The organism is Pseudomonas bharatica, from assembly GCF_048586865.1.
GTDB lineage: Bacteria > Pseudomonadota > Gammaproteobacteria > Pseudomonadales > Pseudomonadaceae > Aquipseudomonas > Aquipseudomonas bharatica.
The window spans coordinates 60,625-84,973 of record NZ_JBMAWR010000024.1 but is presented as its reverse complement, the minus strand read 5'-3'; the positions used below and the strand labels follow the sequence as shown (position 1 = coordinate 84,973).

Sequence of the window (24,349 nt, the reverse complement as noted above, 5' to 3'; positions counted from 1 at the left end):
ATTTTCAAAAATGCGATCTGCTGGGTGAGATCAGGGGGTTGAATGCTTGTGATGATTTCTAAGGGTTTGACGATTGCCCGGTCATCATCCGGGCAAGATGGTGTCAAAGCCTTCGCAAACGATGTCATCGTCAAGCTGTTGTAACTGCGCTATACGCTTACCTTCCATCCAGCGGAGATTCTCAAGTTCGTCCTCGATACCCTCAAGGTCTCCGTCACGCTCAGCTTCTTCTAGGCGCTGTTGTGCCCGCATTTCTGCGACATCGCTCTCCGACATAATGTGAATTTGCAACTCTGGAAGCTCTTCGACGGCGAACGCTTGATTCAACTTTTCCAATGGGAGGGCTCGTCGCGTAACGTCCTGCGTCAGCTTCAGTGCAGTTGATGCAGCGGCAAGCCCTCTGAAGACAATAGGATTAGCCGGATCGAGTACCTCAAGGGCATGCGCCAGCTTGGTTCTGATTTGTTGGTTCAGCGCCAGTTCTTCAGCTACCAGGGAAGCGGCTGTTTGCTGCACAGCATCCAACGAGAATGCCGCTGTGAGTAGATCCTCTCTGGCCTTCTCAATCAGGGTCTGAGTGCTGGCGCCAGCAATGGCTTTGTGCTTTTTGAGAAGGCGCTGTGTTGTGCTTACGCTGATACTCATGCGCTGCGCAATTGCTGAGACAGTCCAGCCAGCCTCTCGGAGAATCACCGCCTGGGCAGCTTGATCCGGCGTTTTTTGTTTACCGGCCATCCTCATTCTCCTTGCGCAAAGTCTGCGCTCTGGTCGTCGCCAGTTTGTTTTGCTGTGGTCTGGGATGTTGCGAGTGATGCAGCCGTTTCGTGAACTGCGGTCGAGCCTGCTTTCAATGTGCGTTTGATGCGGTAAACGGTTGCCACACCGCAGTCAGCGAGTTTGGCAATCTGATCCGCAGACATTGTTGGATGCTTTTGCATCAGTGACTCGACTTCTGTCCACTTGGCCGCATTCCGTCCTTTGCCCGTTGGCTTCCAGTCAGGATCAGCAGCACGCTTGTTTTCGAGGCCCTGCTTTATGCGCTCGACACGCTTTTCCTGATCTAGTCGCGCCATGGTTGCCATCAGGTCAATCAACATATTGTTGATTACATCCATGATTTGCCCGGTGATTCCTTTCGCCTCAACCAGCATATGGCTGGTAGGGAGGTCCACCACGACCAACCGAAGGCCCTTGTCTCTGATCGTGGCCTTAAGTGTGTCCCAATCGACTTGCGACAGGCGACTGAGGCGGTCAACTGACTCAACCAATAGCACCTCTCCACTGCGGGCAGTTTCGAGCAAGGTGAGCAATGCAGGGCGATTGAGCTTCGTACCACTGATGTTCTCAGCGTGGACGCCAGCGATGTTCAAACCTTTTTCGGTAGCGAATAGCTCCAGGGCGCCTCTTGCACGATTGGCATCTTGCTCTTTCGTTGAGGCGCGGAGGTAAAGGTGGGCGTTCATGCCTGGCTATCCTTTGGTCTGGTTTCGATAGAGCAATGATAGTTGAATCATATGTCTACCACAAATAGTTATTTGATAGTCGTTGGCAGGGCACTATCGGACTACCGTTTACGTCTACTTCTGTGATAGTCCGCGAGGGGTTGAGAGTGGCAACTCGAATTCCTTGGACTCTGCCTCAATCCCGAAGGGGGATAGGGTGGATCCAACAGAATACGTGTCCGTTAGTCGCGTGATCGATGAGGCAGGTAGCTCAATTAAGATCGGTTTAGGCTGTTATCGGGTAGTCGTCTGAGCTCGGTTGCGGATCAAGCGGTAGCCTTCCGCACAGAACCAGTCGGAGTCTCGCAAACCCTCATATAGTGCTGTCTTCCACGAGTTTGGGTCACGAGCGTGCCGTGATCTGAATTGAGAATCGAGGTGTTGGCGGATCCCTTCTAGCCCGGTTGTGGCGCCGGTTTCTTCGAGCGCGTAAGAAATGTCGGCCATTTCACTGGCCGCTTGGGCGATATAGAGTTCTTCTAGGTCCATCACAAGAAAGTGGTGGCGCATCCGTGCGGTCATTACGTCATCCCATGCTTCAGCAGGGCGAATGCCAAATGACACTGAAGGAGGGGAGGAGGGATGGATCTCGGCAATCAACCAGCGCTCATTACTCAGCTCATCAAAGTACGGGTGGAAAGTCTGGCTCTCTGCGCTCATGGGGACACTTGCCAGTTTCTTCTTATTGCAGTCTGAGCAGGCGGGGACCAGATTGAGGGGGGTCAGGTTCAGTGTGGGGAAGCGAGTCTGAGGGAGATAGTGATCAACTGTCGCGACGTTTCTCTGTCCGCAAAGTGGACAGATTCCGAACTCAGGCGCCATCTTAATCTGGTCATAGAGTGGTCGCGATGGTGAGCCCTGCCTGGCAAAATGAGACTTATAGATGACACCCATTAGCGCTGAATCTATCGAAGGGGTTACCGAATTGCTTGGCGTGATGCGGTAAAGCTGACCGGCTGGCCCAAGCTCCAAGTACTCGGCCTCGGATATTTGGATGGTTGGAAGTGCGTCCATTAGTGCCTGAGCACGTTCCGCTATGGTGATGCCTGCAACGCATGCGTGCACCGTGTCAGTTGCATGAATTAGAGGTGGACGAAGCCGCTTCATGGGGTCGTCCTGCGTTGTACTAGGCTTCTTGCCAATACTTGCGCTTCGGTCCCTAGTTGCCCTCTGAAATGAAATGCGACGCCGGCGTAGGTCGTCCCTGGTCGTTGAGCAACGGCTGCAACTAGCTTATGGAAGCCAGAATGAGTGACCTCCAAGCCGAATACCTCACGGGTTAGCACTCCTGCGCTCTCCCCAAACGTCTCAATGGACGGGCGTTCAGCAGTCGATTGCGTTCGTGTTCTCCTCAACATCCACACACAGCTGCGCGGCACTTCTTGTAAGACCACTGGTGAGTGAGTTGAGATCAGAGCAACGCCATTCCTGGCAACCATCAGGTCAGCGACAGTGCGAATGAATGCAGAAAGTAAGGGAGGGTGCAAATGGCCCTCAGGTTCATCAAGGACTACTAGAGTTCGTTCATCGACTAATTCCACAAGGCGAGTCGTTGTGAGCAGGACAATTGCATGGCCTGAGCTCAGACGCCTAAAAAATCGGGATGCTCGCACACTCCATTCGGGGTCTCCTTCAATGAGCTGCTCAACTCCGGTTTCGCCAAATAGAGGATCGGTGGATAGCGTCGCCACGGCTTTAAGCCAGCGGGTGCGACGAGGCTCATCTATGCAGCGTTCGAGGCTTTCGACGAAGTCTTTCGCCAAGTCAGCAGTGCCTTTAAGAATATCAACAAGATTTCCATCCTCATCCTTCCGTTGAGATCGTAGCCCAACAAATGTAGCTGGAGCTCGTTGGGCGGCAAGAGGAGGTAGCTCGAATGAGTCGAAGGCGCTGAAGGAGACTGAGACCAAGCCCGCAAACGTCCACTCGTGCTGATTCTCTCCAAGGCGTTCTAACGTGCCTTGTGGAGCGCTTTCGGTGTCTCGTCCTAGGAGTGTGTTAAGGATGCTTTGAATGCACCGCGTTTTACCTACGCCGTTGCGCCCGATAAGGACATGTAGATTTGTTGGAGGTATTGCGTTAGGGATGACTTGGAATTGCATCGTGGGTGGGGGAGTGGGTGGAGGCCCTCCCATGACCACGGTCTCTGGTGGAAAAGTAAACTGGAACTCGAAGCGAGTGAGTATCGGGTTTCCATGAGCTAGGCGATTCAGCCGGTTGCGGACGTTCAGTTCCTCTATCGAGCGAAGGATCGACTCATGCATTACCAATTCGGCTATATGTCGATCAAGGATGCCGAGGTCATATGCGCAGTCGCAAAGTCCCCGGAGTATTTTGATACCGAGGCCTTGAGGTAGTGACTGAAGTGTCGCGTAGTAGTCCTCATCCTGTCCAAGCGAGAAAAATTGCTCGGGATCTAGCTCGATAAAGGTATCCGGAAGGGCTGGGGTTCGGGTGTTGGGAGGAAGATCCGTTCCGCTTTGACTGGGGAGAAGGCCTGCCTGGCCGATTTTAACGGATCCTACTCTGTGGCGAATGCCGTTGGAGTCAAATGCGAATAGGGTGAACGTCGTGCGGAACTTGAACCAGTCGTCCCAGTAATCAACAACGAGAAAAGCAAGGTTTACACCTTGCTGAGGCAGAGATTGTGCTCCGTTTACTACAGTAAACATCCGTATTTACTCCAATCGCATCTGTGCTCAGTGGACGACTCGAAGTCTATGCCCCGGAGTATGGCATTTGGCCTCCGACTGGTATAGCCAGTAGAGGCGCGACTGGTCAGCCTGCTCGGTAGCATACTCAGGTTGGCCTTCGACGCCCTCTACAAAACCTACGGCTTTGGATCAGCGCTCAAATGGTCCGGGCATGTTTTTTGCGGTGGGCCACGATGCTTTTCTTGAGGATGTCCCCGAATCGATCTACGAAATTCACCTCGTAACTGACTAGTCGATGGATGGCCGCTGGTATTGGCAAAAGCAAGAGAACTGTTAGTTTTTGCTCAGTGGTGGCTCCGCCATCATAGTGTTTGCTCGCTATCGTCTGGGGTGTGTGACCTGTTATCGCATCGATGATGCTCTGATCCACTTGTTTGCCATCTCGTCTGGCGTTGCTTAGATTCGTTTCGAGTGAGTGTCGAAATGAGTAGATGCTTTTGCCATCGTTAGGTTGGTGGACTCCAACAGAGACTAAGTAGCCCTTGGGGCTCTCGTTGAAGAATTTTCCGGCGCTCTTGGCCCAGCCTTCTTTGTTGTGTTTAGTGTCGTTTTCTCTAGGGCGGAGGTAGGTCAGGCCGTCGCCAAACAGTTTTTTCTGACGGGCGCGTTGCTGGTCCGCAACATAATCCAAGAAGCCCAATTCAATTAAGCGTGGATGTACTGGGACCAGTCGCGCCTCTGCTGTCTTGATTCTCTTTGCTTCGAAGGTGGTCTCGTCATCAGGGCAGAAATCAATACAGGGATAGCCGTCGACTTCCTTGATGTCAGCAGTATCTAGCTGGGCTATCTCGTTCGTTCGAGCCCCAGTGAAGTAACCCACCAACGGTAGCCAGAACCAAAAAGGATATGCCTTGGTTCGCTCAGTGGTTACCTGTCCCTGGTAGATGTAACCAGAGAAAATTGCTTCAACGTCATCTGCCGAAAAAGGCACACCATCACGGCTTCGGGAGTTTCGTCTCTTTTCAACGGGCTTGATGAGGAGGTCAGTCGGTCTGATGAAGGTCAAATCAAGAAACCGAGCATGTTCCTGTATTTGCTTCATCGATGTGATGAGTGCGCTCACCCTCTCATGCCCTGTTCTCAGCTCTGGATCGTCGGTTAGAACCTCATCCAATGGTGTAGGGTTAGGTGCTAATGACACTGAAGCGCCGTTCCTCATGTTTCGCGCGGAATCATAAGCCTCTTGCCAGTCTTGCTTGGTTAGCTGAATCACCGGCTTGTGTTGCGTGAGAACGGTCATCACGCGAGCGCGCCGCTCATTTTCTGCGAAAGTGCCTCCATGGTTGGCTTGCCCCCCTTTTGAGGACGTGTCGGCCTTATCACGGGCAAGCTGGTGTTCCCATACTTGATAAAGCGTCCAGTCAGCCATCGCTGGGTCATAACTTGGTAACAGGTGGTGCTGTTCTTCTGCGTAGGGATGGTTACCCGTTGGTTTGAGCTGGCGGAGAACAAGCTCGTCTCTAAGCTTGGGCAGCACCCTGCGCAGCTCGGTCGCTAGGTAGGGGCGAGAAAGCTCCAGTAATTGCTCTGCTAAGGGCTCGTGTTCGCTTGGAATTGTCCGGCCGTATGCTCCGGTCAAAAGTCGCTCCACTTCTCCTAGGCGTTGGCGGGCCTCGATCTCTTCGTTTGAAAGAACCTTCTCAGTAGGCGAGCTTTCATCTTTGGGGGTAGAGAAGTCGGGAAATAGCTCCAGCATTTCCAGGTAGTCGGCCTCAGTAAGACCGAGTTCGTCACGCTCCATCACGTACATCACCTTCTCAAAGGCCATTTCATACCGGGCAGCATACTGTCGGGCGCGTTTTTGGGCCAATCGATAGCTGTCGGTTTTCAGGGTGCGTCTGATCTCGCGCTGCCTCTTGAGCAAGGCTCGGAGCGGGCGAGGAATTACGATGCGGAAGTAAAACGTCCCGTGACGATTGAGGGTCAGGTAAGAGGGGGTTGGCTTCATGCTAGGCACCTGATGGTGCCCCACAGGAATGTGACACGTCAGTGGCACACCGGCCAAAAACGCAAAGCCCAGATAGCACAAAGCCCCATAAACTGGGGCTTTGTAGGGTATTTGGTGGAACCGGGGGGATTTGAACCCCCGTCCGCCAGTACTCCGCTGTCGGTACTACATGCTTAGCCGTGTCTATTGAGTTAATCCGCAGCCGCCCGACGGGCAGGGTGCTTTGGACGAGTTGTGTAAGTTTTAGCCGCTTCGTCCACAACGTACTGCACGGCGATCCTGTTCTGTATGACAATCATTTCGGGTTTACAGGCATCCCCTGATGATTGCTGGAGCCGAAGCTACCAGAAGGGCGGGCTCGGCTGCTTACGCAGCGAGAGCGTAACCCTCGAAGGTTTCGTCATTGGCAACTATAGAAAGTTGCAACAGTGGATTTACGAGTTCTGTTACCAACTCGGCATGCACCTAGAGTTTCATCACCGGCGTCGAATCCTAATCGGCCCCATTTTTACTGCTCTAAGCGAGCGCTTTCTCAAGCGCGTAAGGCGGAGTATACGCCATCCGGGCGACGTATACCATCGCCCGGATGCGCGGGCTCACTCGCTGCCGCCACCCTTGGTGGTGTTCTGCAGGTCCTGCAGGGCCTTGGTGGTAAGGGCGATGCAGTCCTTGTCGTTGCCGGCGGTCTTCGCGGCACGTGCGTCGTCGGCCTGTTCCTTGACCGATTTGACCAGCTCTTCGGATGTGGCGCCAAGACTGGTCAGTTGATCGTCGATCTTCTGCAGGTTGGCAGTGCACAGGTCATCCGCCGCGAACACAGGGGAGGCAAGCAGTGCGGCGGTCATGAACAGTCCGGTAATCGCAGTACGCTTCATGTGAATCTCCTTGGCTGGGAAGGCCTCGGGAAATGGGCCTGATGGGTGGACTGCGCCGCCCTTGAAGGAGTTCACGGGAATGTCACGACCGGTTGGCTTGTTTTGCCAACCGGCCGGAAACGGTCAGATGGTGCGCGGGCGGGTCACCCGGTCCACCAGGTAGACCAGGCCGTGGTAGTCGATGCCTGAATGACTCGACAGACCGATCTCGCAGGTGCGGCTGGTGGAAATGCCTTCCTCGCAATACTGCACTGCGCCCTTCAGGCTGCGCAGCGAGTGGGCGTTGAGTTCCGGGGTAGTGAAGCCCTTGTCGCCGGCGAACCCGCAGCAGTGGATACCTTCCGGGATCACCACCTGCTTGCTGCACAGGCGCGCCAGGTCGATCAGCGCCTGGCTTTCACCGAGGTGCTGGGTGCTGCAGGTGACATGCACCGCCACCGGCGCGTCCTGCGGCGTGAACTCGAGCTTGTCGAGCAGGTGGGTGCGGATGAAGCGCACCGGGTCGTACAGGTCAAGCCGGGTCTCGGCCAGGTCCTCCACCAGGCGCAGGGTGCACGGGCTGGTGTCGCAGTAGATCGGATCGAGGCCGCCGCGGCTGGCATGGAGCAGGGCGCCCAGCAGTTCCTGGCGCTTGTGCTCGGCCTGCTCGGCATAACCCTTGGATGCGAAGGGCTGGCCGCAGCAGAGGCTGTCCTGGTTCTCCGGGAAGACCACCTGGTAACCGGCCTTTTCCAGCAGGCGACGGGTCTTGTCCAACAGAGAAGTCTGTTCCTTGTCTCCCGCTGCCGGGCCCATCACCCGCGAGACGCAGGCGGCCAGGTAGACGACCCGTGGCCGCGCATCGGTGCCGGCAAGGCCGACCTTCGGCGACTTGAGCGGTTGCGGCATGGCCGGCGTCCATTGCGGCAGGCGACCCTTGCTCGCTTTGTTCAACGAATGACTGATCCGGGCAAGGCGCGGTGCACCGAGCAAGCGACGGGCGCCGTCGGCGATACGTAACGTCAGGCGGGCGCCGCTGAGCGCCGTATGGAAATTCTCCACCAGCCAGTCTGCGGTCTTGCCGTGATGTGCGGCCTTTCCACGCAGCTTCTTCACCAATTCACCGGTGTTGATCCCGACCGGGCAGCGCTGGGCACACAGCCCCGTCGCCGCGCAGGTGTCGATGCCCTGGTAGCGGTAGTCGCGTTCCAGTGCCGAGGTGTCTTCGCCGGCACGCTTCTTCGCCTGGATATCCCGCCACATGACGATGCGCTGGCGCGGGCTCAGGGTCAGCCCTTTGGAGGGGCAGACCGGCTCGCAGAAACCGCACTCGATGCACTTGTCGACGATTTCGTCGGCGGCTGGCAGTGGCTTCAGATGCTTCAGATGGATGTCCGGATCTTCACTGAGGATCACGTCCGGGTTGAGGATGCCGTTGGGGTCGAGCAGGCGCTTGAGCTTCCACATCAGCTCATAGGCATCGCGGCCCCATTCCAGTTCGACGAAGGGGGCCATGTTGCGCCCGGTGCCGTGCTCGGCCTTGAGCGAGCCGCCGAACTCCACGGCGACCAAGTGTGCCACGTCATCCATGAAGGCCTGGTAGCGGGCGACCTCCGTCGCGTTGTTGAAGCCCTGGGTGAAGACGAAGTGCAGGTTGCCTTCCAGTGCATGGCCGAAAATGATCGCCTCGTCGTAGCCATGCTTGTCGAACAGCAGGATCAGGCGGTTCACACCTTCGGCCAGTTGCTCGACGGGGAAGGTGACGTCTTCGATGATGACTGTAGTCCCGGTCTGACGCACTGCGCCGACGGCAGGGAAGGTGTCCTTGCGAATTTTCCACAGCAGGTTGTACACCGCCGGGTCTTCGCTGAAATCGACCTTCTGCTCCAGCGGGAAATCGGCGATGGACGCCATGATCTGCGCCAACTGCTCATGCAGCAGCGTCTGACTGGCCGCGCGGGATTCGATGAGCAAGGCGCAGGCATTTTCCGACAGGCCTTTCACCCATTCCGGCATGCCCGGCTTGTCCTGCACCGAGCGCATGCTGCGCCGATCGAGCAGTTCCACGGCGGATACCGGTTGCTGCTTGAGCACGGTGACGGCGCGGCAGCAGCTCTCCACGGTCGGGAAGACGATCAGCGCCGAGGCCTTGTGCGGGTGGTCGGGTACGGTGTCGTAGGTCACCGCGCTGATAAAACCGAGGGTGCCTTCGGAGCCGACCAGCAGGTGTTGCAGGATGTCGAGTGGCTGGTCGTAGTCCACCAGTGCATTCAGCGACAGGCCAGTGGTGTTCTTGAGCCGGTACTTGTGCCGGATACGCTCGGCCAATGCGGTATTGGCGCGGGTTTCGCGACCAAGCCGGGCCAGTTCGTCGAGCAGCCCGGCGTGGCTGCTTTCGAAGGCGGCCACGCTTGCCGGGTCTTCACTGTCCAGCCGGGTACCATCGGCCAGCACCAGGCGCAGGCCGGCGAGGGTGTGATAGGTGTTCTGCGCGGTACCGCAGCACATGCCACTGGCGTTGTTGGCAACGATGCCGCCGATCTTGCAGGCATTGATCGACGCCGGGTCGGGGCCGATCTTGCGCCCGAACGGTGCGAGCCAGGCGTTGGCCTGGGCACCGATGACCCCCGGCTGGAGGCGGATCTGTTCGCCCTGGCCGCGGATTTCACGGCCGTTCCAGTTATCGCCGAGCACGATCAGCACCGAGTCGCTGATGGCCTGGCCCGACAGGCTGGTACCGGCGGCGCGGAAGGTCACCGGAACGCGGTCGCGCTGGGCCAGATGGATCAGGCCGACCACTTCGTCTTCAGATTCGACCCGTACCACCAGCTTGGGAATCAGCCGGTAGAAGCTGGCATCGGTGCCGAAAGCCAGGGTCGAGGTCGGATCGTCGAAGCGACGGTCGGCGGGAATCAGGCGCTCGGCATCGCGAAGGAACGCGGCGGGCAGGCTCATGCAAACTCCTCGCGGAGCCACGGCCTCTGGCGCGCCGCGTGCTCCGGTCAATCAGGCGGTATAAAGGGCGGGCGCGCTCAGGCGCCCAGTTCGCGGACCAGGGAATCGCGGGTGATCTCGCTGATCGACTTGGCGCCGGTCAGGACCATCGCCACGCGCATTTCCTTCTCGAACAGTTCCAGCAGGTTACGCACGCCAGCCTCGCCGTGGGTGGCCAAGGCGTAGAGGAAGGCGCGGCCGATCATCACGGTATCGGCGCCGAGGGCGATCATGCGTACCACATCGAGGCCGCTGCGGATGCCCGAGTCGGCAAGAATCCTGATATCGCCCTTTACCGCGTCGGCAATGGCCGGCAGGGCCCGGGCGCTGGAGAGTACGCCGTCGAGCTGACGGCCACCGTGGTTGGAAACGACGATGCCGTCGGCGCCGAATTTCACTGCGTCACGGGCGTCGTCTGCATCGAGGATGCCCTTGATGATCATCGGGCCGTCCCAGAATTCGCGGATCCATTCCAGGTCTTTCCAGGAAATGGACGGGTCGAAGTTGGCACCGAGCCAGCCGATGTAGTCGGCCAGGCCGGTGGGGTTGCCGCGGTATTTGGAAATGTTGCCCAGATCGTGCGGGCGGCCCAGCAGGCCGACATCCAAGGCCCATTGCGGATGAGTCATGGCTTGCCATACACGGCGCAGCGGTGCGTTCGCCCCGCTCATGCCGGAATGGGCATCGCGATAGCGGGCGCCGGGAACCGGCATGTCGACAGTGAACACCAGGGTCTTGACCCCGGCGGCTTTGGCTCGCTCCAGCGCATTGCGCATGAAGCCGCGGTCTTTCAGGACATAAAGCTGGAACCACATAGGCCGTTCGATGGCCGGGGCGACTTCCTCGATCGGGCACACCGACACCGTGGACATGGTGAAGGGAATACCTTTCGAAGCCGCGGCGCGTGCCGCCTGGACTTCACCGCGACGGGCATACATGCCGGTCAGGCCGACCGGGGCGAGGACCACCGGCATATTCAGGGTTTCGTCGAAGAGCCTGGTCTGCAGGCTCAGTTCGGACATGTTTTTCAGAACGCGCTGGCGCAAGGCAATGCTCGCCAGATCCTCGACGTTATGCCGCAGGGTGTGTTCGGCGTAGGCGCCACCGTCGGCGTAATGGAACAGGAAGGGCGGCAGCTTGCGCTGGGCCGCAGCGCGGTAGTCGGTGGAGGCAGAAATGATCATGGGATCTCGCAGCTATCTGTGTGAGAAGGCAACTGCCGGGCGCGTCGGAAGCGCGCCCGGCCCCTGTCACTTTAGTGAACCAGCATGCCGGTCAGCCAATACGCCTGGATCAGGGTGATCAGGCCGACGATGGTGGCAAAGAACAGGCTGTGCTTGAGGGTGAAGCGGAACAGGTCCGATTCCTTGCCGACCAGGCCGGTCGCGGCGCAGGCCACGGCGATGGACTGTGGCGAAATCATCTTGCCGGTTACGCCGCCGCTGGTGTTGGCCGCGACCAGCAGGGTGTCGTTGACGCCGATCTGGTGTGCGGTGGTGGCCTGCAGCGAGCTGAACAGGGCGTTGGACGACGTATCCGAGCCGGTCAGGAACACGCCCAGCCAGCCAAGGAACGGCGAGAAGAACGGGAACGCGGCGCCCGTGCCGGCCAGGACCAGGGCCATGGTCGAGGACATGCCCGAGTAGTTGGTGACGAAGGCGAAGGCCAGCACCATGCCGATGGACAGGATTGGCCAGCGCAGCTCGTAGAAGGTCTCTTTCAAAGTGGTCAGGCCAGTTTTGATATTGATCTTCAGGACGATCATCGAGATCAGCGCAGAGAGGAAGATCGCGGTGCCGGTGGCAGAGATCGGGTCCAGCTTGAAGACTGCCGGGATCGCCGTGGGGTTGGCGACGATCGGTGCGGTCTTGATCACCAGTTGATCCAGGTGCGGGATGGCGAAGTTGAACACCCAGTTGTACATCGAGCCGCCGGAGGCGAAGGCGGCCTTGAACGGCTTCAGGGTCCAGATGGTGACCAGCACGGTGAGGATCAGGAACGGCGACCACGCCTTGAAGATTTCGCCGAAGCTGTACGGGGTCGGCTGGCTGCCGCCCTTGACCACGGCGGCGCCGACGCTGGCGGTAGCGGTGGTGAAGGAGTTCTTCGGCTGCCAGACCTTGAGGAACAGGGTCAGGGCGATCAGCGAGGCCAGGGCCGAGGTGATATCGGGCAGTTCCGGGCCGATGAAGTTCGAGGTGAAGTACTGGGTGACGGCAAAGCTCAGGCCGGCGACCAGCGCGGCAGGCCAGGTTTCCTTCACGCCCTTGAGGCCGTCCATCATGAAGACCAGCCAGAACGGCACGAACAGCGACAGCAGCGGCAACTGGCGACCGGTCATGGCGCCGATGTGGAAGGCGTCGATGCCGGTGACCTGGCCGGCCACGATGATCGGGATGCCCAGGGCACCGAAGGCCACGGGCGCGGTGTTGGCGATCAGGCACAGGCCGGCGGCGTACAGCGGGTTGAAACCGAGGCCGACGAGCAGGGCGGCGGTAATGGCGACAGGCGCGCCGAAACCGGCAGCGCCTTCGAGGAAGGCGCCGAAGCAGAAGCCGATCAGCAGGACCTGCAGGCGCTGGTCATCGGTAATCGACAGCACGGAGCTGCGGATCACTTCGAACTGGCCGCTTTTGACCGTCAGTTTGTAGAGGAACACCGCGGCGACGATGATCCAGGCGATGGGCCACAGGCCGTAGGCAAAACCGTAGCCGGCGGCGGCGAACGCCATGTCGGCAGGCATCTGGAAGGCGAAGATCGCCACCAGGATCGACAGGGCCAGGGTGATGCTGCCCGCGATGTGTCCCTTGAGTCGGAACACGGCCAGCGCCAGGAAGAAGAACACGATCGGGATGACTGCCGCCAGGGCGGACAGGCCGAGACTACCAAGCGGACTATAGAGTTGTTGCCAGGTTTGCATATGGGGTGGCCCCTAATTGTTTTTGGTAAGGCGCTGGCATTGGTTAATTGGTAATACCAATTTACAATGGCGAGGCGCTAGGTTAAAAGCCTCTCCGTGGGTGTGTCAATTTGTCCTCGTGAAACTTTGGTCGCAGGGCCGACGAAAGGGTTGGCTGAGTGGTAAGGAAACTTGCCAACTGATGGGTGTAGAGACGGGCGGGATAGGCCAGAATAGGCGCCCCCGAACTGACTCGGGGATTGTGGAGAGCACGTGATGGTTTTCGACCAGGTCCGCCAGCGCCGTTTGTCCGACGATATCGTCGAGCGGCTGGAGGGAATGATTCTTGAGGGCACCCTCACCGCTGGCGAGCGTCTGCCGGCCGAGCGGGTGCTGGCCGAACAGTTCGGCGTTTCCCGCCCGTCGCTGCGCGAGGCGATCCAGAAGCTGGTGGCCAAGGGCATGCTGGTCAGTCGCCAGGGCGGCGGAAACTACGTGGCGGAGTCGTTGGGTACGACCTTCAGCGATCCGTTGCTGCAGTTGCTCGAAAGCAACCCGGAGGCCCAGCGTGACTTGCTGGAGTTTCGCCACACCCTGGAAGCCTCATGCGCTTATTACGCAGCGATGCGTGCGACCGATGTGGATCGCGAGCGGCTCAAGGCGGCGTTCGATGCCTTGCAGGATTGCTACAACCGCAATGATGAGGTGACCCGCGCCGAAGAAGGCGCCGCCGACGCGCGCTTTCATCTGGCGATTGCCGAGGCCAGTCACAACGCGGTATTGCTGCACACCATCCGCGGCTTGTTCGACCTGCTCAAGCGCAACGTGGTGACCAATATCGGTGGCATGTACCAGCAGCGTTCGGAGACCCGGGACATGCTGATCAGCCAGCACCGGGACCTGTACCTGGCGATCGTCGAAGGGCGCGCGCAGGATGCAAGGGAAGTGTCGAGCCGACACATCCTGTATGTGCAGGAAGTACTGGAGGAGGCGCGGCAGGAAGTGCAGCGGGTGGCGCGGGCGGAGCGGCGCAAGGGGCGCTGATCTTGTGTTGTTGCTGATGACCTCATCGCTGGCAAGCCAGCTCCCACGGGTGGGAGCTGGCTTGCCAGCGATGAGGCCCTCAAGGGCATAGAAAGAACTAGTCTTCCCGCCCCTTGTTACGCACCGCGCGCTGCAGCTCGCGATTGGAATCGCGCTCGCGCTCGGTGTCGCGCTTGTCGTATTCCTTCTTGCCCTTGCCCAGGGCAATTTCGCACTTGATCAAATGCTTGCTCCAGTACAAGGACAGCGCCACGCAGGTGTAGCCTTTCTGCTGCACGCCCACGTACAGGCGCTCGAGTTCGCGGCGGTTGAGCAGCAGCTTGCGGGTACGGGTCGGGTCGGCGATGACGTGGGTGCTGGCGGTGGTCAGCGGGGTGATATGACTGCCCATCAGCCAGGCTTCACCGTCCTTGAGCAGTACATAGCTGTCCACGAGGTGCGCCTTGCCGGCACGCAGGCTTTTTACTTCCCAACCGGACAGGACCAGTCCGGCCTCGAACTTGTGTTCGATGAAGTAATCGTGTCGCGCTTTCTTGTTCTGCGCGATGGTCCCTGTCGGATGTTTCTTTTGTTTGGCCATAGGGGCGGCATTATAGGGAGTCGCTGCGTCGTCGGCTACGGGGAAGTGGCGAGCTTGAGGCGGCGCGGTGAATCCCGGACAATGCCCCGCATCCTTTTTGTTCACGTTTGGAAATGACGCCTGGATGACTACCCATATACAACGGTCGGCCTTGCTGCCTTATCCCGCTCAGGCGCTCTACGATCTGGTCAACGATGTGGATCGCTACCACGAGTTCCTGCCCTGGTGTTCCGGTTCCACCGTGCTGGAGCAGAGCGAGACCGCCATGCGGGCCAGGGTCGAGGTCGCGAAGGGCGGGCTCAGCCAGCACTTTGTAACGCGCAATGTACTGGTGCCGGGGCAATCCATCGAGATGAATCTGGAAGAGGGGCCGTTCAGCCAGTTGCATGGCCTTTGGGTGTTCAAGCCCTTGGGCGAGAAGGCCTGCAAGATCAGCCTGGACCTGTCGTTCGAGTATTCCGGAGCCTTGGTCAAGGCGACATTGGGGCCGCTGTTCAACCAGGCGGCGAATACCCTGGTCGATGCGTTTTGCCAGCGGGCCAAGCAGCTCTACGGTTGACAGGCCACAGCTCAAAAAAAAGCCCGAACATCTGTTCGGGCTTTTTTATGCACGCCTTGATTACTCGGTTTGCAGTGGCGGCGGCGCCGGTACCGGCATGACTTCGATGGTGTCGACGTCGCGCTGGATTTTCTCTTCCAGCGAGCCCGGGCGGGCAGGTTTTTCTGGTGTTGCCGGCTCGGCCTGTTGCTGGCCTGGCTGGCTGACAGTCGTGCTGCTTTCGTTACCAAGAATTTCCTGGTCGCGGCTCTTGCCTGGCATGAAGTCGCCGGAGAGGCTGGCCAGTTGGTCCTGTTCGTTGAAGAAGACGCTGATGCGTTCCTGTTGGCGCTCACCGCCGCCAGGTTGCAGGCTGTACAGGTAATCCCAGCGATTGGTGTGGAAGGTGTCCTGGATCAGCGGATTGCCCATGATAAACCGTACTTGGCGACGGGTCATTCCGGGGCGCAATTGGTCTATCATGTCCTGCGTTACGACATTGCCCTGCTGGATGTCGATTTTGTAAACCCCGGGAAACGAGCAACCGGCGAGTGCGAGCAGTCCCACGAGGGTGAGGCTGGTTAGCAAGAGCTTGGTGTTTTGCATCGGTGGGCGACTTCCACTATCTTGGCTGGACAACGTAAACCCCGATCATACCCGTATTCAGAGAAGCTGCGAAGCAGCATCGGCGAGAAAGCTGACCATGGTTGAAAATAGCGAACTGCGCAAAGCCGGTCTCAAGGTGACCCTGCCTCGAGTCAAGATCCTACAGATGCTCGACTCTACCGAGCAGCGCCACATGAGCGCTGAAGACGTCTACAAGGCGTTGATGGAGGCGGGGGAAGATGTCGGCCTGGCCACGGTTTATCGTGTCCTGACCCAGTTCGAGGCTGCCGGCCTGGTCGTACGTCACAACTTCGACGGCGGTCACGCGGTATTCGAATTGGCCGATGGCGGCCATCACGACCATATGGTCAACGTGGACTCCGGTGAGGTGGTCGAATTCTTCGATGCTGAAATCGAGAAGCGCCAGAAGGAAATCGTTGCCGAGCACGGTTACGAACTGGTCGATCACAACCTGGTGTTGTACGTGCGCAAGAAGAAGTAAGCGTTCGCGCTTGTTTGCATCAATAAAGAAGGCGACCCACGGGTCGCCTTCTTTATTTCAGGTTTTCCGGATCAGCTCTTGCTGGTCACCACCATCTTCCTGGCGTGAGCCAGTGATTCCTTGGTCAGGTCGATGCCGCCGAGCATGCGTGCCACTTCCTCGACCCGCTCGCGTTTGCCCAGGCTGGTAACGGCCGTGTGCGTGGCATCGCTGTTGCGCACCTTGTGCACGAACAGGTGGTGGTGGCCTTGCGCAGCTACCTGCGGCAGGTGGGTGACGGTCAGGACCTGGCCACGCTCGCCCAGGCGACGCAGCAACTGGCCAACGATTTCTGCAGTGGGGCCGCCGATGCCCACGTCCACTTCGTCGAAGACCAGGGTCGGGATTCGCGAGGTCTGCGCGGTGATTACCTGGATCGCCAGGCTGATGCGTGACAACTCGCCACCGGAGGCCACTTTCGCCAGCCCCTTGAGAGGCTGCCCGGGGTTGGCGCTGACCAGCAGTTCCACCTGTTCCAGCCCGTGGGGGTGCAGGTCTTCGCCATTGCCAGGCCGAAGCTCGATGCGGAAGCGACCGCCCGGCATGCCCAGGCGCTGGATCTCCTGCTCCACTGCCGAAGCCAGCTGGGTCGATGCGCGCTGGCGCAGGCTGCTCAGTTCGCCGGCCTTTTCATGATAGTGGCGGGTATACGCCTTGAGTTCCTCTTCAAGGCGTTCGATCGATTCGTCGTTGGCATTCAGGCTTTCCAGCTCCTCGCCCAGGCGCTGCTGCAGGTCGAGCAACCCGGTAGGGTGGACGCGGTGCTTGCGCGCCAGGGTATAGAGAGCATCGAGGCGCTCTTCCAGTTGCTGCAGGCGCATCGGGTCGGCATCGAAGTTGTCGAGGAAGCGGTTGAGTTCGCCAACGGCTTCTTCCACCTGGATCTGCGCGCTTGCGATCAGGTTGACGGCTTCGCCCAGGGCGCGAGGAGCATTCTGCACGGCGGTCAGGCGATTGAGGCTGGCTGTCAGGGCGCTCAGCACATTGCCTGAATCGCTCTCGCTGCAATGGTCGATCACCTGGCGGCAGATGCCGAACAGGGCTTCGGCGTTGGTCAGGTTCTTGTGCTCCTGCTCCAGTTGCTCCAGTTCGTTTTCGCCAAGGCCCAGGTTGTCCAGTTCTTCCAGCTGGTAGCTGAGCAACTGGTGGCGGGCGCGCTGTTCATCGCCCGAGTTGCGCAGGCGTTCCAGTTCGGTGTGGGTCTGCCGCCAGCGTTGTGCAGCCAGCTGTACCTGGCGTGCCAGGTCGGTGGCGCCGGCGTACTCGTCGAGCAGGCGGCGGTGGGTGTCGGTCTTCAGCAACGACTGGTGCTCGTGCTGGCTGTGGATATCGATCAACAGTTCGCCCAGCGCCTTGAGATCGCCGAGGGGGCATGGGGTGCCGTTGATGTAGCCGCGGCTGCGGCCTTCGGCGGTGACCACGCGACGCAGGATGCAGGGGCCGTCGTTGTCCAGGTCGCGCTCGGCCAGCCAGGAGCGGGCCTCGGGAATGTCGTCCAGGTCGAAGGTGGCGAGGATGTCGGCCTTGTCTGCGCCCGGGCGCACCACGCCGCTGTCGGCGCGATCACCCAGGGTCAGGCCCAGGGCGTCGAGCATGATCGACTTGCCGGCCCCGGTTTCGCCGGTGATGACGCTCATGCCGCGGGCGAGTTCGAGGTCAAGGTGTTCGACGATGGCGTAGTTGTGGATGGACAGGTGCACCAGCATGCGGGCGGCTCCCAGAGTCAATGTCTGGTTATTTATACAGTGTTTTTGAAATTTCTGGCAATGCCCTTCCTTAGCATCATTCGCTTGTGCCGGCCGGCTTTTGATCGCGGACAGTTATGTGCCCCGCACATTGATGTTCAATCGCCCTTGAAGCTGCTTTTTGCGACCCCATATAGGCCGGCAGATGCGCGAGTCGAGCTCGCCGACCACATTGAGAGGAGATATTTCATGGCTGATGAGCAGAAGCTGGACGAACTGAATCCAAACGCAGACAAAGCCGCCGAGGCGGGTTCCGAGGATCTGGTTGCGCGCGTGCAGCTGCTCGAGGAGCAGGTTGCCGCAGCCCAGGACCAGGCCCTGCGCACCGCCGCCGACCTGCAGAACGTCCGCCGCCGTGCCGAGCAGGACGTGGAAAAGGCCCACAAATTCGCCCTGGAGAAGTTCGCTGGCGATCTTCTCCCGGTCATCGACAGCCTGGAGCGCGGCCTGGAGCTGTCCAGCGCGGACGACGAAAGCATCCGTCCGATGCGCGAAGGCATCGAGCTGACCCTCAAGATGTTCGAAGACACCCTCAAGCGCTACAACCTCGAAGCCATCGACCCGCACGGCGAACCCTTCAATGCCGAGCAGCACCAGGCGATGGCCATGCAGGAAAGCGCCGACGTCGAGCCGAACAGCGTGCTCAAGGTGTTTCAGAAGGGTTATCAGCTCAACGGACGTCTGTTGCGTCCGGCCATGGTCGTGGTCAGCAAGGCTCCGGCAGCGGTTTCGCCTTCCATCGACGAGAAGGCTTGAAATTAGCCGGATGGCCCCCATCTAGGTGTCAAGCGTTTAAGTGCTACCGCAGTTGGCAACCACCGCTGCGGCAACCAAATCCAAAGTTTCGGGAGAGTTAACATGGGCAAAATCATCGGTATCGACCTGGGGACCACCAACTCCTGCGTCTCCATTCTGGAAAACGGCAACGTCAAGGTGATCGAGAACGCCGAAGGCGCTCGCACCACGCCGTCGATCATCGCTTACGCCAACGATGGCGAGATCCTGGTTGGCCAGTCGGCCAAGCGCCAGGCCGTCACCAACCCGCACAACACCCTGTACGCAGTAAAGCGTCTGATCGGCCGTCGCTTCGAAGAAGACGTCGTGCAGAAAGACATCCAGATGGTTCCGTACAAGATCGTCAAGGCGGACAACAATGACGCCTGGGTCGAAGTCAACGGCCAGAAAATGGCTCCGCCGCAAATCAGCGCCGAAGTCCTGAAGAAAATGAAGAAAACCGCCGAAGACTACCTCGGCGAGGCAGTGACCGAAGCGGTCATCACCGTACCTGCGTACTTCAACGACAGCCAGCGCCAGGCAACCAAGGACGCCGGCCGTATCGCCGGTCTGGACGTCAAGCGCATCATCAACGAACCGACCGCTGCCGCACTGGCCTACGGCATGGACAAGGCCAAGGGTGACCACACCGTGATCGTCTATGACCTGGGTGGCGGTACCTTCGACGTTTCGGTGATCGAAATCGCCGAAGTCGATGGCGAGCACCAGTTCGAAGTGCTGGCAACCAACGGTGACACCTTCCTCGGTGGTGAAGACTTCGACATCCGTCTGATCGACTACCTCGTCGAGGAATTCAAGAAAGAAACCGGCATGAACCTGAAGGGTGATCCTCTGGCCATGCAGCGTCTGAAAGAAGCTGCCGAGAAGGCCAAGATCGAGCTGTCTTCCAGCCAGCAGACCGACGTCAACCTGCCGTACATCACTGCCGACGCCACCGGTCCGAAGCACCTGAACGTGAAGATCTCCCGCGCCAAGCTGGAGTCGCTGGTCGAAGACCTGGTTCAGCGCACCATCGAGCCATGCCGCATCGCCATGAAAGACGCTGGCATCGACGTCAGCAAGATCGACGACGTGATCCTGGTCGGTGGCCAGACCCGCATGCCGCTGGTACAGAAAACCGTTGGCGAGTTCTTCGGCAAGGAAGCGCGCAAGGACGTCAACCCTGACGAAGCCGTTGCCATGGGTGCGGCCATCCAGGGCGCCGTTCTGGCCGGTGACGTCAAGGACGTCCTGCTGCTCGACGTCAGCCCGCTGACCCTCGGTATCGAAACCATGGGTGGCGTGATGACCGCGCTGATCGAGAAGAACACCACCATCCCGACCAAGAAGTCGCAGGTGTTCTCGACCGCCGACGACAACCAGAGCGCAGTGACCATTCACGTCCTGCAAGGCGAGCGCAAGCAAGCCGCGCAGAACAAGTCCCTGGGCAAGTTCGACCTGGCCGAGATTCCGCCTGCTCCACGTGGCGTTCCGCAGATCGAGGTTACCTTCGACATCGACGCCAACGGCATCCTGCACGTAGGTGCGAAGGACAAGGCCACCGGCAAGCAGCAGTCCATCGTGATCAAGGCCAACTCCGGCCTGTCCGAGGAAGAGATCCAGCAGATGGTTCGCGACGCTGAAGTCAACGCCGAGGAAGACCGCAAGTTCGAAGAGCTGGCCGCCGCCCGCAACCAGGGTGACGCGCTGGTCCACTCGACCCGCAAGATGGTCGCTGACGCCGGTGACAAGGTAACCGCCGAAGAGAAGACCGCGATCGAAGCCGCTGTGGTTGCCCTGGAGGCCGCCGTCAAGGGCGACGACAAGGCTGCCATCGAAGCGAAGATCGAAGAGCTGTCGAAAGTCTCCGCGCCGGTTGCCCAGAAGATGTACGCCGAGCAGGGCGAGAAGCCGGAAGCGGGTGCTCAGGCCCAGCAGGCTGACGACGCCAAGCACGACGACGTCGTTGACGCCGAGTTCGAAGAAGTCAAAGACAACAAGTAATTGCTGCTGGTTGTCGGCCGGTTGACTGATGTTTGACGTTGACTGGTAGGATGTCGCCGCGCGGGGGCTTGCTCCCGCGTTGGCGTGTCTGGAACACCCGAATTTTCTCCAGCACCGGTAGCGATGCCGATGCTGACGGCACAGCGCTGACGCGCAGAGGTTTGCCGAACGTCCTCAAGAGTGCAAAGAACCATGGCAAAGCGTGACTATTACGAGGTTCTGGGAGTCGAGCGGGGCGCGAGCGAGGCTGATTTGAAAAAGGCCTACCGTCGCCTGGCGATGAAGCACCACCCGGACCGTAATCCCGATAGCAAAGAGTCCGAAGAGCTGTTCAAGGAGGCCAACGAGGCCTACGAAGTGCTCTCCGATACCAGCAAGCGTGCCGCGTACGACCAGTACGGCCACGCCGGCGTCGACCCGAGCATGGGTGGCGGCGGTGCCGGTTTTGGCGGCGCCAATTTCTCCGACATCTTCGGCGATGTGTTCAGCGATTTCTTCGGTGGTGGTCGTGGCGGTTCCCGCGGCGGCGCCCAGCGTGGCAGTGACCTGCGCTACACCCTGGAGCTGAACCTCGAAGAAGCGGTGCGTGGCACCACGGTCAATATCCGTGTGCCGACACTGGTCAACTGCAAGCCATGCGACGGCTCGGGCGCGAAGAAAGGCTCTTCGCCAGCGACCTGCCCGACCTGCGGCGGCATCGGCCAGGTGCGCATGCAGCAAGGCTTCTTCTCGGTGCAGCAGACCTGCCCGCGTTGCCAGGGGCAGGGCAAGATCATCACCGATCCGTGCGACTCCTGCCACGGCGAGGGGCGCATCGAAGAGTACAAGACCCTGTCGGTCAAGGTGCCGGCCGGTGTCGATACCGGCGACCGCATTCGCCTCTCCGGCGAAGGCGAGGCGGGCACCCAGGGTGGCCCGACCGGCGACCTGTACGTGGTGATCAATGTGCGCGAGCACCCGATCTTCCAGCGTGACGGCAAGCATCTGTACTGCGAAGTACCGATCAGCTACACCGATGCGGCATTGGGTGGCGAGCTGGAAGTGCCGACCCTCGATGGTCGGGTCAAGCTGAAGATTCCGGAAGGTACCCAGACCGGCAAGCAGTTCCGCTTGCGCGGCAAGGGTGTGGCGCCGGTGCGTGGTGGTGGTGCCGGTGACCTGATGTGCCGTGTGGCGGTCGAGACGCCGGTCAACCTGAGCCGTCGCCAGCGCGAGCTGCTCGAAGAGCTGCGTGCTTCCCTGGAAGGCGACAGTTCCCATTCGCCCAAGGCCAGTGGCTGGTTCGAGGGTGTGAAACGCTTCTTCGGCGATCTGTAAAAGGAAAAACGCATGCGACGTATTGCGGTAATGGGCGCGGCTGGGCGCATGGGCAAGACCCTGGTCGAGGCGATCCAGCACGTCCAGGGCGCTGGTCTGACGGCGGCGGTGGATCGTCCCGACAGCACGCTGGTGGGTGCCGATGCCGGCGAGCTGGCGGCGCTGGGCCGGATCGGCGTGCCGATCTCGGACGACCTGGCCAAGGTGGTGGAAGAGTTCGATGTGTTGATCGACTTCACCCACCCGTCGGTGACCCTGAAGAACCTGGCGTTCTGCCGCAAGGCGGGGAAGGCCATGGTAATTGGCACTACGGGCTTCAGTGCCGAGGAGAAGCAGCTGCTGGTCGAGGCGGGCAAGGAGATTCCGATCGTCTTCGCCGCCAACTTCAGCGTAGGGGTCAACCTCTGCCTGAAGCTGCTCGACACCGCTGCCCGCGTGCTGGCCGATGAAGTGGATATCGAGATCATCGAGGCCCACCATCGTCACAAGGTCGATGCGCCGTCCGGTACCGCACTGCGCATGGGCGAAGTGGTGGCCCAGGCGCTGGGGCGCGATCTGAAGGAGGTGGCGGTCTACGGTCGCGAGGGCCAGACCGGCGCACGTGATCGCCAGACCATTGGTTTCGCCACTGTGCGTGCCGGTGATGTAGTCGGTGACCACACCGTGCTGTTCGCCGCCGAGGGCGAGCGCGTGGAAATCACCCACAAGGCTTCCAGTCGCATGACCTTCGCCAAGGGTGCGGTTCGTGCGGCCATGTGGCTCGATGGTCGCGAGCCGGGCCTGTACGATATGCAGGACGTGCTCGACCTGCATTGATTCTGTGCTGCGTTACCCAGAGTGCCCGGTCTCCATGAGCGGGCACTCCTGCGGCCTTCTCCGATGCGCCCTGTCGCATTCCTGCGTCTTTCAGACACATCAGTGGTAGACCCAAAAAGCGTTTTTCTGTAAGCTACAGCTTTAGTGTGTCCACTAAAAGCGCGCAGATAATTCGACGAAGAAAGCGGGGTGACGTATCTATACGTCATTCCGCTTTTTTGCAACCTGCGATCGCCCCTTCAGGCTTGATTTACGGGAGGTCTTCTTGACTAAGCCAGCCATACTCGCCCTTGCCGATGGCAGCATTTTTCGCGGTGAAGCCATTGGAGCCGACGGTCAGACCGTTGGTGAGGTGGTGTTCAACACCGCAATGACCGGCTATCAGGAAATCCTGACTGACCCATCGTACTCGCAACAGATCGTTACCCTGACCTACCCTCATATCGGCAACACCGGCACTACCGCCGAAGACGCCGAGTCCGATCGCGTCTGGTCGGCCGGCCTGGTCATCCGCGACCTGCCGCTGATCGCCAGCAACTGGCGTAACACCCTGTCCCTGAGCGATTACCTCAAAGCCAACAATGTCGTGGCCATCGCCGGTATCGATACCCGCCGCCTGACCCGCATCCTGCGTGAGAAAGGTGCACAGAACGGTTGTATCCTGGCCGGTGACAATATCAGCGAGGAAGCCGCCATCGCCGCAGCGCGCGGATTCCCGGGCCTGAAAGGCATGGACCTGGCCAAGGTGGTCAGCACCAAGAGTGCCTACGAGTGGCGCTCCAGTGTCTGGGAGCTGAAAACCGACAGCCACCCGACCATCGAGGCGGCCGACCTGCCGTACCACGTGGTTGCCTACGACTATGGCGTCAAGCTGAACATCCTGCGCATGCTGGTCGCCCGTGGCTGCCGCCTGACCGTCGTCCCGGCGCAGACCCCGGCCAGCGAAGTGCTTGCCCTCAACCCTGATGGCGTGTTCCTGTCCAACGGCCCTGGCGATCCGGAGCCTTGCGACTACGCCATCCAGGCGATCAAGGAAATCCTGGAAACCGATATCCCGGTCTTCGGTATCTGCCTCGGTCACCAGCTGCTGGCCCTGGCGTCCGGTGCCAAGACCGTGAAGATGGGCCACGGCCATCACGGTGCCAACCACCCGGTCCAGGACCTGGACACCGGCGTGGTGATGATCACCAGCCAGAACCACGGCTTCGCGGTCGACGAGGCCACCCTGCCGGCCAACGTTCGCGCCATCCACAAGTCGCTGTTCGACGGTACCCTGCAGGGCATCGAGCGCACCGACAAGAGCGCGTTCAGCTTCCAGGGCCACCCTGAAGCCAGCCCTGGCCCGACCGATGTCGCGCCACTGTTCGATCGTTTCATCGATGCCATGGCCAAGCGCCGCTAAGCATCCCTGCGTGAAGGCGCTGGACCGGCGAAGCCCGGTTCAGCAGCGCCTGACCAAGATTGTTCAAGACG

19 protein-coding genes, 1 other RNA gene and 1 pseudogene are annotated in these 24,349 nt (G+C 59.9%); 8 read left to right on the top strand and 13 right to left on the bottom strand.

Annotation, left to right across the window (positions count from 1 at the left end):
- Window positions 1-84: 84 nt before the first annotated feature.
- The 10 genes and pseudogenes from ACKLLE_RS22380 to ACKLLE_RS22335 form a co-directional block, all read right to left on the bottom strand.
- On the bottom strand, window positions 85-735 hold the full coding sequence (locus ACKLLE_RS22380; protein ID WP_420059082.1) for a helix-turn-helix domain-containing protein: 651 nt from the start codon (window positions 733-735) through the stop codon (window positions 85-87).
- Between the two features lie 113 nt (window positions 736-848).
- A pseudogene (locus ACKLLE_RS22375) lies at window positions 849-1,463 on the bottom strand (recombinase family protein); the annotation flags it as partial.
- Between the two features lie 273 nt (window positions 1,464-1,736).
- Window positions 1,737-2,609 carry an HNH endonuclease gene (locus ACKLLE_RS22370; protein WP_420059081.1) on the bottom strand — a complete coding sequence of 291 codons (873 nt, stop codon included), beginning with the start codon at window positions 2,607-2,609 and terminating at the stop codon, window positions 1,737-1,739.
- A complete protein-coding gene (locus ACKLLE_RS22365; protein ID WP_420059080.1) occupies window positions 2,606-4,174 on the bottom strand; it encodes an AAA family ATPase in 1,569 nt (522 codons plus the stop codon). Before ACKLLE_RS22365 ends, ACKLLE_RS22370 begins: the two co-directional genes overlap by 4 nt.
- Before the next feature lie 178 nt (window positions 4,175-4,352).
- Complete coding sequence (locus ACKLLE_RS22360; RefSeq protein ID WP_420059079.1) at window positions 4,353-6,164, bottom strand: DUF6538 domain-containing protein; 1,812 nt, start codon at window positions 6,162-6,164, stop codon at window positions 4,353-4,355.
- A 112-nt stretch (window positions 6,165-6,276) separates the two neighbouring features.
- Window positions 6,277-6,668: a transfer-messenger RNA gene (gene ssrA, locus ACKLLE_RS22355) on the bottom strand.
- A gap of 92 nt (window positions 6,669-6,760) precedes the next feature.
- On the bottom strand, window positions 6,761-7,039 hold the full coding sequence (locus ACKLLE_RS22350; protein WP_009394338.1) for a hypothetical protein: 279 nt from the start codon (window positions 7,037-7,039) through the stop codon (window positions 6,761-6,763).
- Window positions 7,040-7,162: 123 nt separating this feature from the next.
- Entirely contained in the window at window positions 7,163-9,973 is a 2,811-nt protein-coding gene (locus ACKLLE_RS22345) for an FAD-binding and (Fe-S)-binding domain-containing protein (protein WP_420059078.1), read from the bottom strand.
- 77 nt (window positions 9,974-10,050) lie between these two features.
- Window positions 10,051-11,196, bottom strand: coding sequence for an FMN-dependent L-lactate dehydrogenase LldD (gene lldD, locus ACKLLE_RS22340; RefSeq protein ID WP_420059077.1), 1,146 nt, complete (start codon window positions 11,194-11,196; stop codon window positions 10,051-10,053).
- 71 nt (window positions 11,197-11,267) lie between these two features.
- Entirely contained in the window at window positions 11,268-12,932 is a 1,665-nt protein-coding gene (locus ACKLLE_RS22335) for a lactate permease LctP family transporter (protein WP_064303359.1), read from the bottom strand.
- A 255-nt stretch (window positions 12,933-13,187) separates the two neighbouring features.
- Between ACKLLE_RS22335 and ACKLLE_RS22330 the strand changes: the two genes are divergently transcribed.
- Window positions 13,188-13,955, top strand: a complete 768-nt coding sequence (locus tag ACKLLE_RS22330; protein WP_009404277.1) for an FCD domain-containing protein — start codon at window positions 13,188-13,190, stop codon at window positions 13,953-13,955.
- A gap of 97 nt (window positions 13,956-14,052) precedes the next feature.
- Here the strand turns inward: ACKLLE_RS22330 and smpB are convergent, their stop codons facing one another.
- Complete coding sequence (gene smpB / locus ACKLLE_RS22325) at window positions 14,053-14,535, bottom strand: SsrA-binding protein SmpB (RefSeq protein WP_009404278.1); 483 nt, start codon at window positions 14,533-14,535, stop codon at window positions 14,053-14,055.
- A gap of 124 nt (window positions 14,536-14,659) precedes the next feature.
- Here smpB and ACKLLE_RS22320 point away from each other — a divergent pair, with 124 nt between their 5' ends.
- Window positions 14,660-15,094 carry a type II toxin-antitoxin system RatA family toxin gene (locus ACKLLE_RS22320; protein ID WP_009404279.1) on the top strand — a complete coding sequence of 145 codons (435 nt, stop codon included), beginning with the start codon at window positions 14,660-14,662 and terminating at the stop codon, window positions 15,092-15,094.
- A 60-nt stretch (window positions 15,095-15,154) separates the two neighbouring features.
- On the opposite strand, the gene ACKLLE_RS22315 is transcribed toward ACKLLE_RS22320, so the two are convergent.
- Window positions 15,155-15,679: an outer membrane protein assembly factor BamE gene (locus ACKLLE_RS22315; RefSeq protein WP_064303360.1), complete on the bottom strand. Its 525-nt coding sequence runs from the start codon at window positions 15,677-15,679 to the stop codon at window positions 15,155-15,157.
- A 97-nt stretch (window positions 15,680-15,776) separates the two neighbouring features.
- Between ACKLLE_RS22315 and fur the strand changes: the two genes are divergently transcribed.
- Window positions 15,777-16,181, top strand: a complete 405-nt coding sequence (fur, locus tag ACKLLE_RS22310; protein WP_009404281.1) for a ferric iron uptake transcriptional regulator — start codon at window positions 15,777-15,779, stop codon at window positions 16,179-16,181.
- Window positions 16,182-16,252: 71 nt separating this feature from the next.
- Here fur and recN read toward each other — a convergent pair whose 3' ends face one another.
- Window positions 16,253-17,926 carry a DNA repair protein RecN gene (gene recN / locus ACKLLE_RS22305; RefSeq protein WP_064303361.1) on the bottom strand — a complete coding sequence of 558 codons (1,674 nt, stop codon included), beginning with the start codon at window positions 17,924-17,926 and terminating at the stop codon, window positions 16,253-16,255.
- A gap of 228 nt (window positions 17,927-18,154) precedes the next feature.
- Here recN and grpE point away from each other — a divergent pair, with 228 nt between their 5' ends.
- The 5 genes from grpE (at window position 18,155) to carA (ending at window position 24,278) form a co-directional block, all read left to right on the top strand.
- Window positions 18,155-18,721, top strand: coding sequence for a nucleotide exchange factor GrpE (gene grpE, locus ACKLLE_RS22300; protein WP_009404283.1), 567 nt, complete (start codon window positions 18,155-18,157; stop codon window positions 18,719-18,721).
- Between the two features lie 102 nt (window positions 18,722-18,823).
- Entirely contained in the window at window positions 18,824-20,743 is a 1,920-nt protein-coding gene (dnaK, locus tag ACKLLE_RS22295; protein WP_009404284.1) for a molecular chaperone DnaK, read from the top strand.
- Between the two features lie 192 nt (window positions 20,744-20,935).
- Window positions 20,936-22,060 carry a molecular chaperone DnaJ gene (gene dnaJ / locus ACKLLE_RS22290; RefSeq protein WP_009404285.1) on the top strand — a complete coding sequence of 375 codons (1,125 nt, stop codon included), beginning with the start codon at window positions 20,936-20,938 and terminating at the stop codon, window positions 22,058-22,060.
- A 12-nt stretch (window positions 22,061-22,072) separates the two neighbouring features.
- Complete coding sequence (gene dapB / locus ACKLLE_RS22285; RefSeq protein ID WP_009404286.1) at window positions 22,073-22,876, top strand: 4-hydroxy-tetrahydrodipicolinate reductase; 804 nt, start codon at window positions 22,073-22,075, stop codon at window positions 22,874-22,876.
- A 265-nt stretch (window positions 22,877-23,141) separates the two neighbouring features.
- Entirely contained in the window at window positions 23,142-24,278 is a 1,137-nt protein-coding gene (carA, locus tag ACKLLE_RS22280; protein ID WP_064303362.1) for a glutamine-hydrolyzing carbamoyl-phosphate synthase small subunit, read from the top strand.
- Window positions 24,279-24,349: the final 71 nt, after the last annotated feature.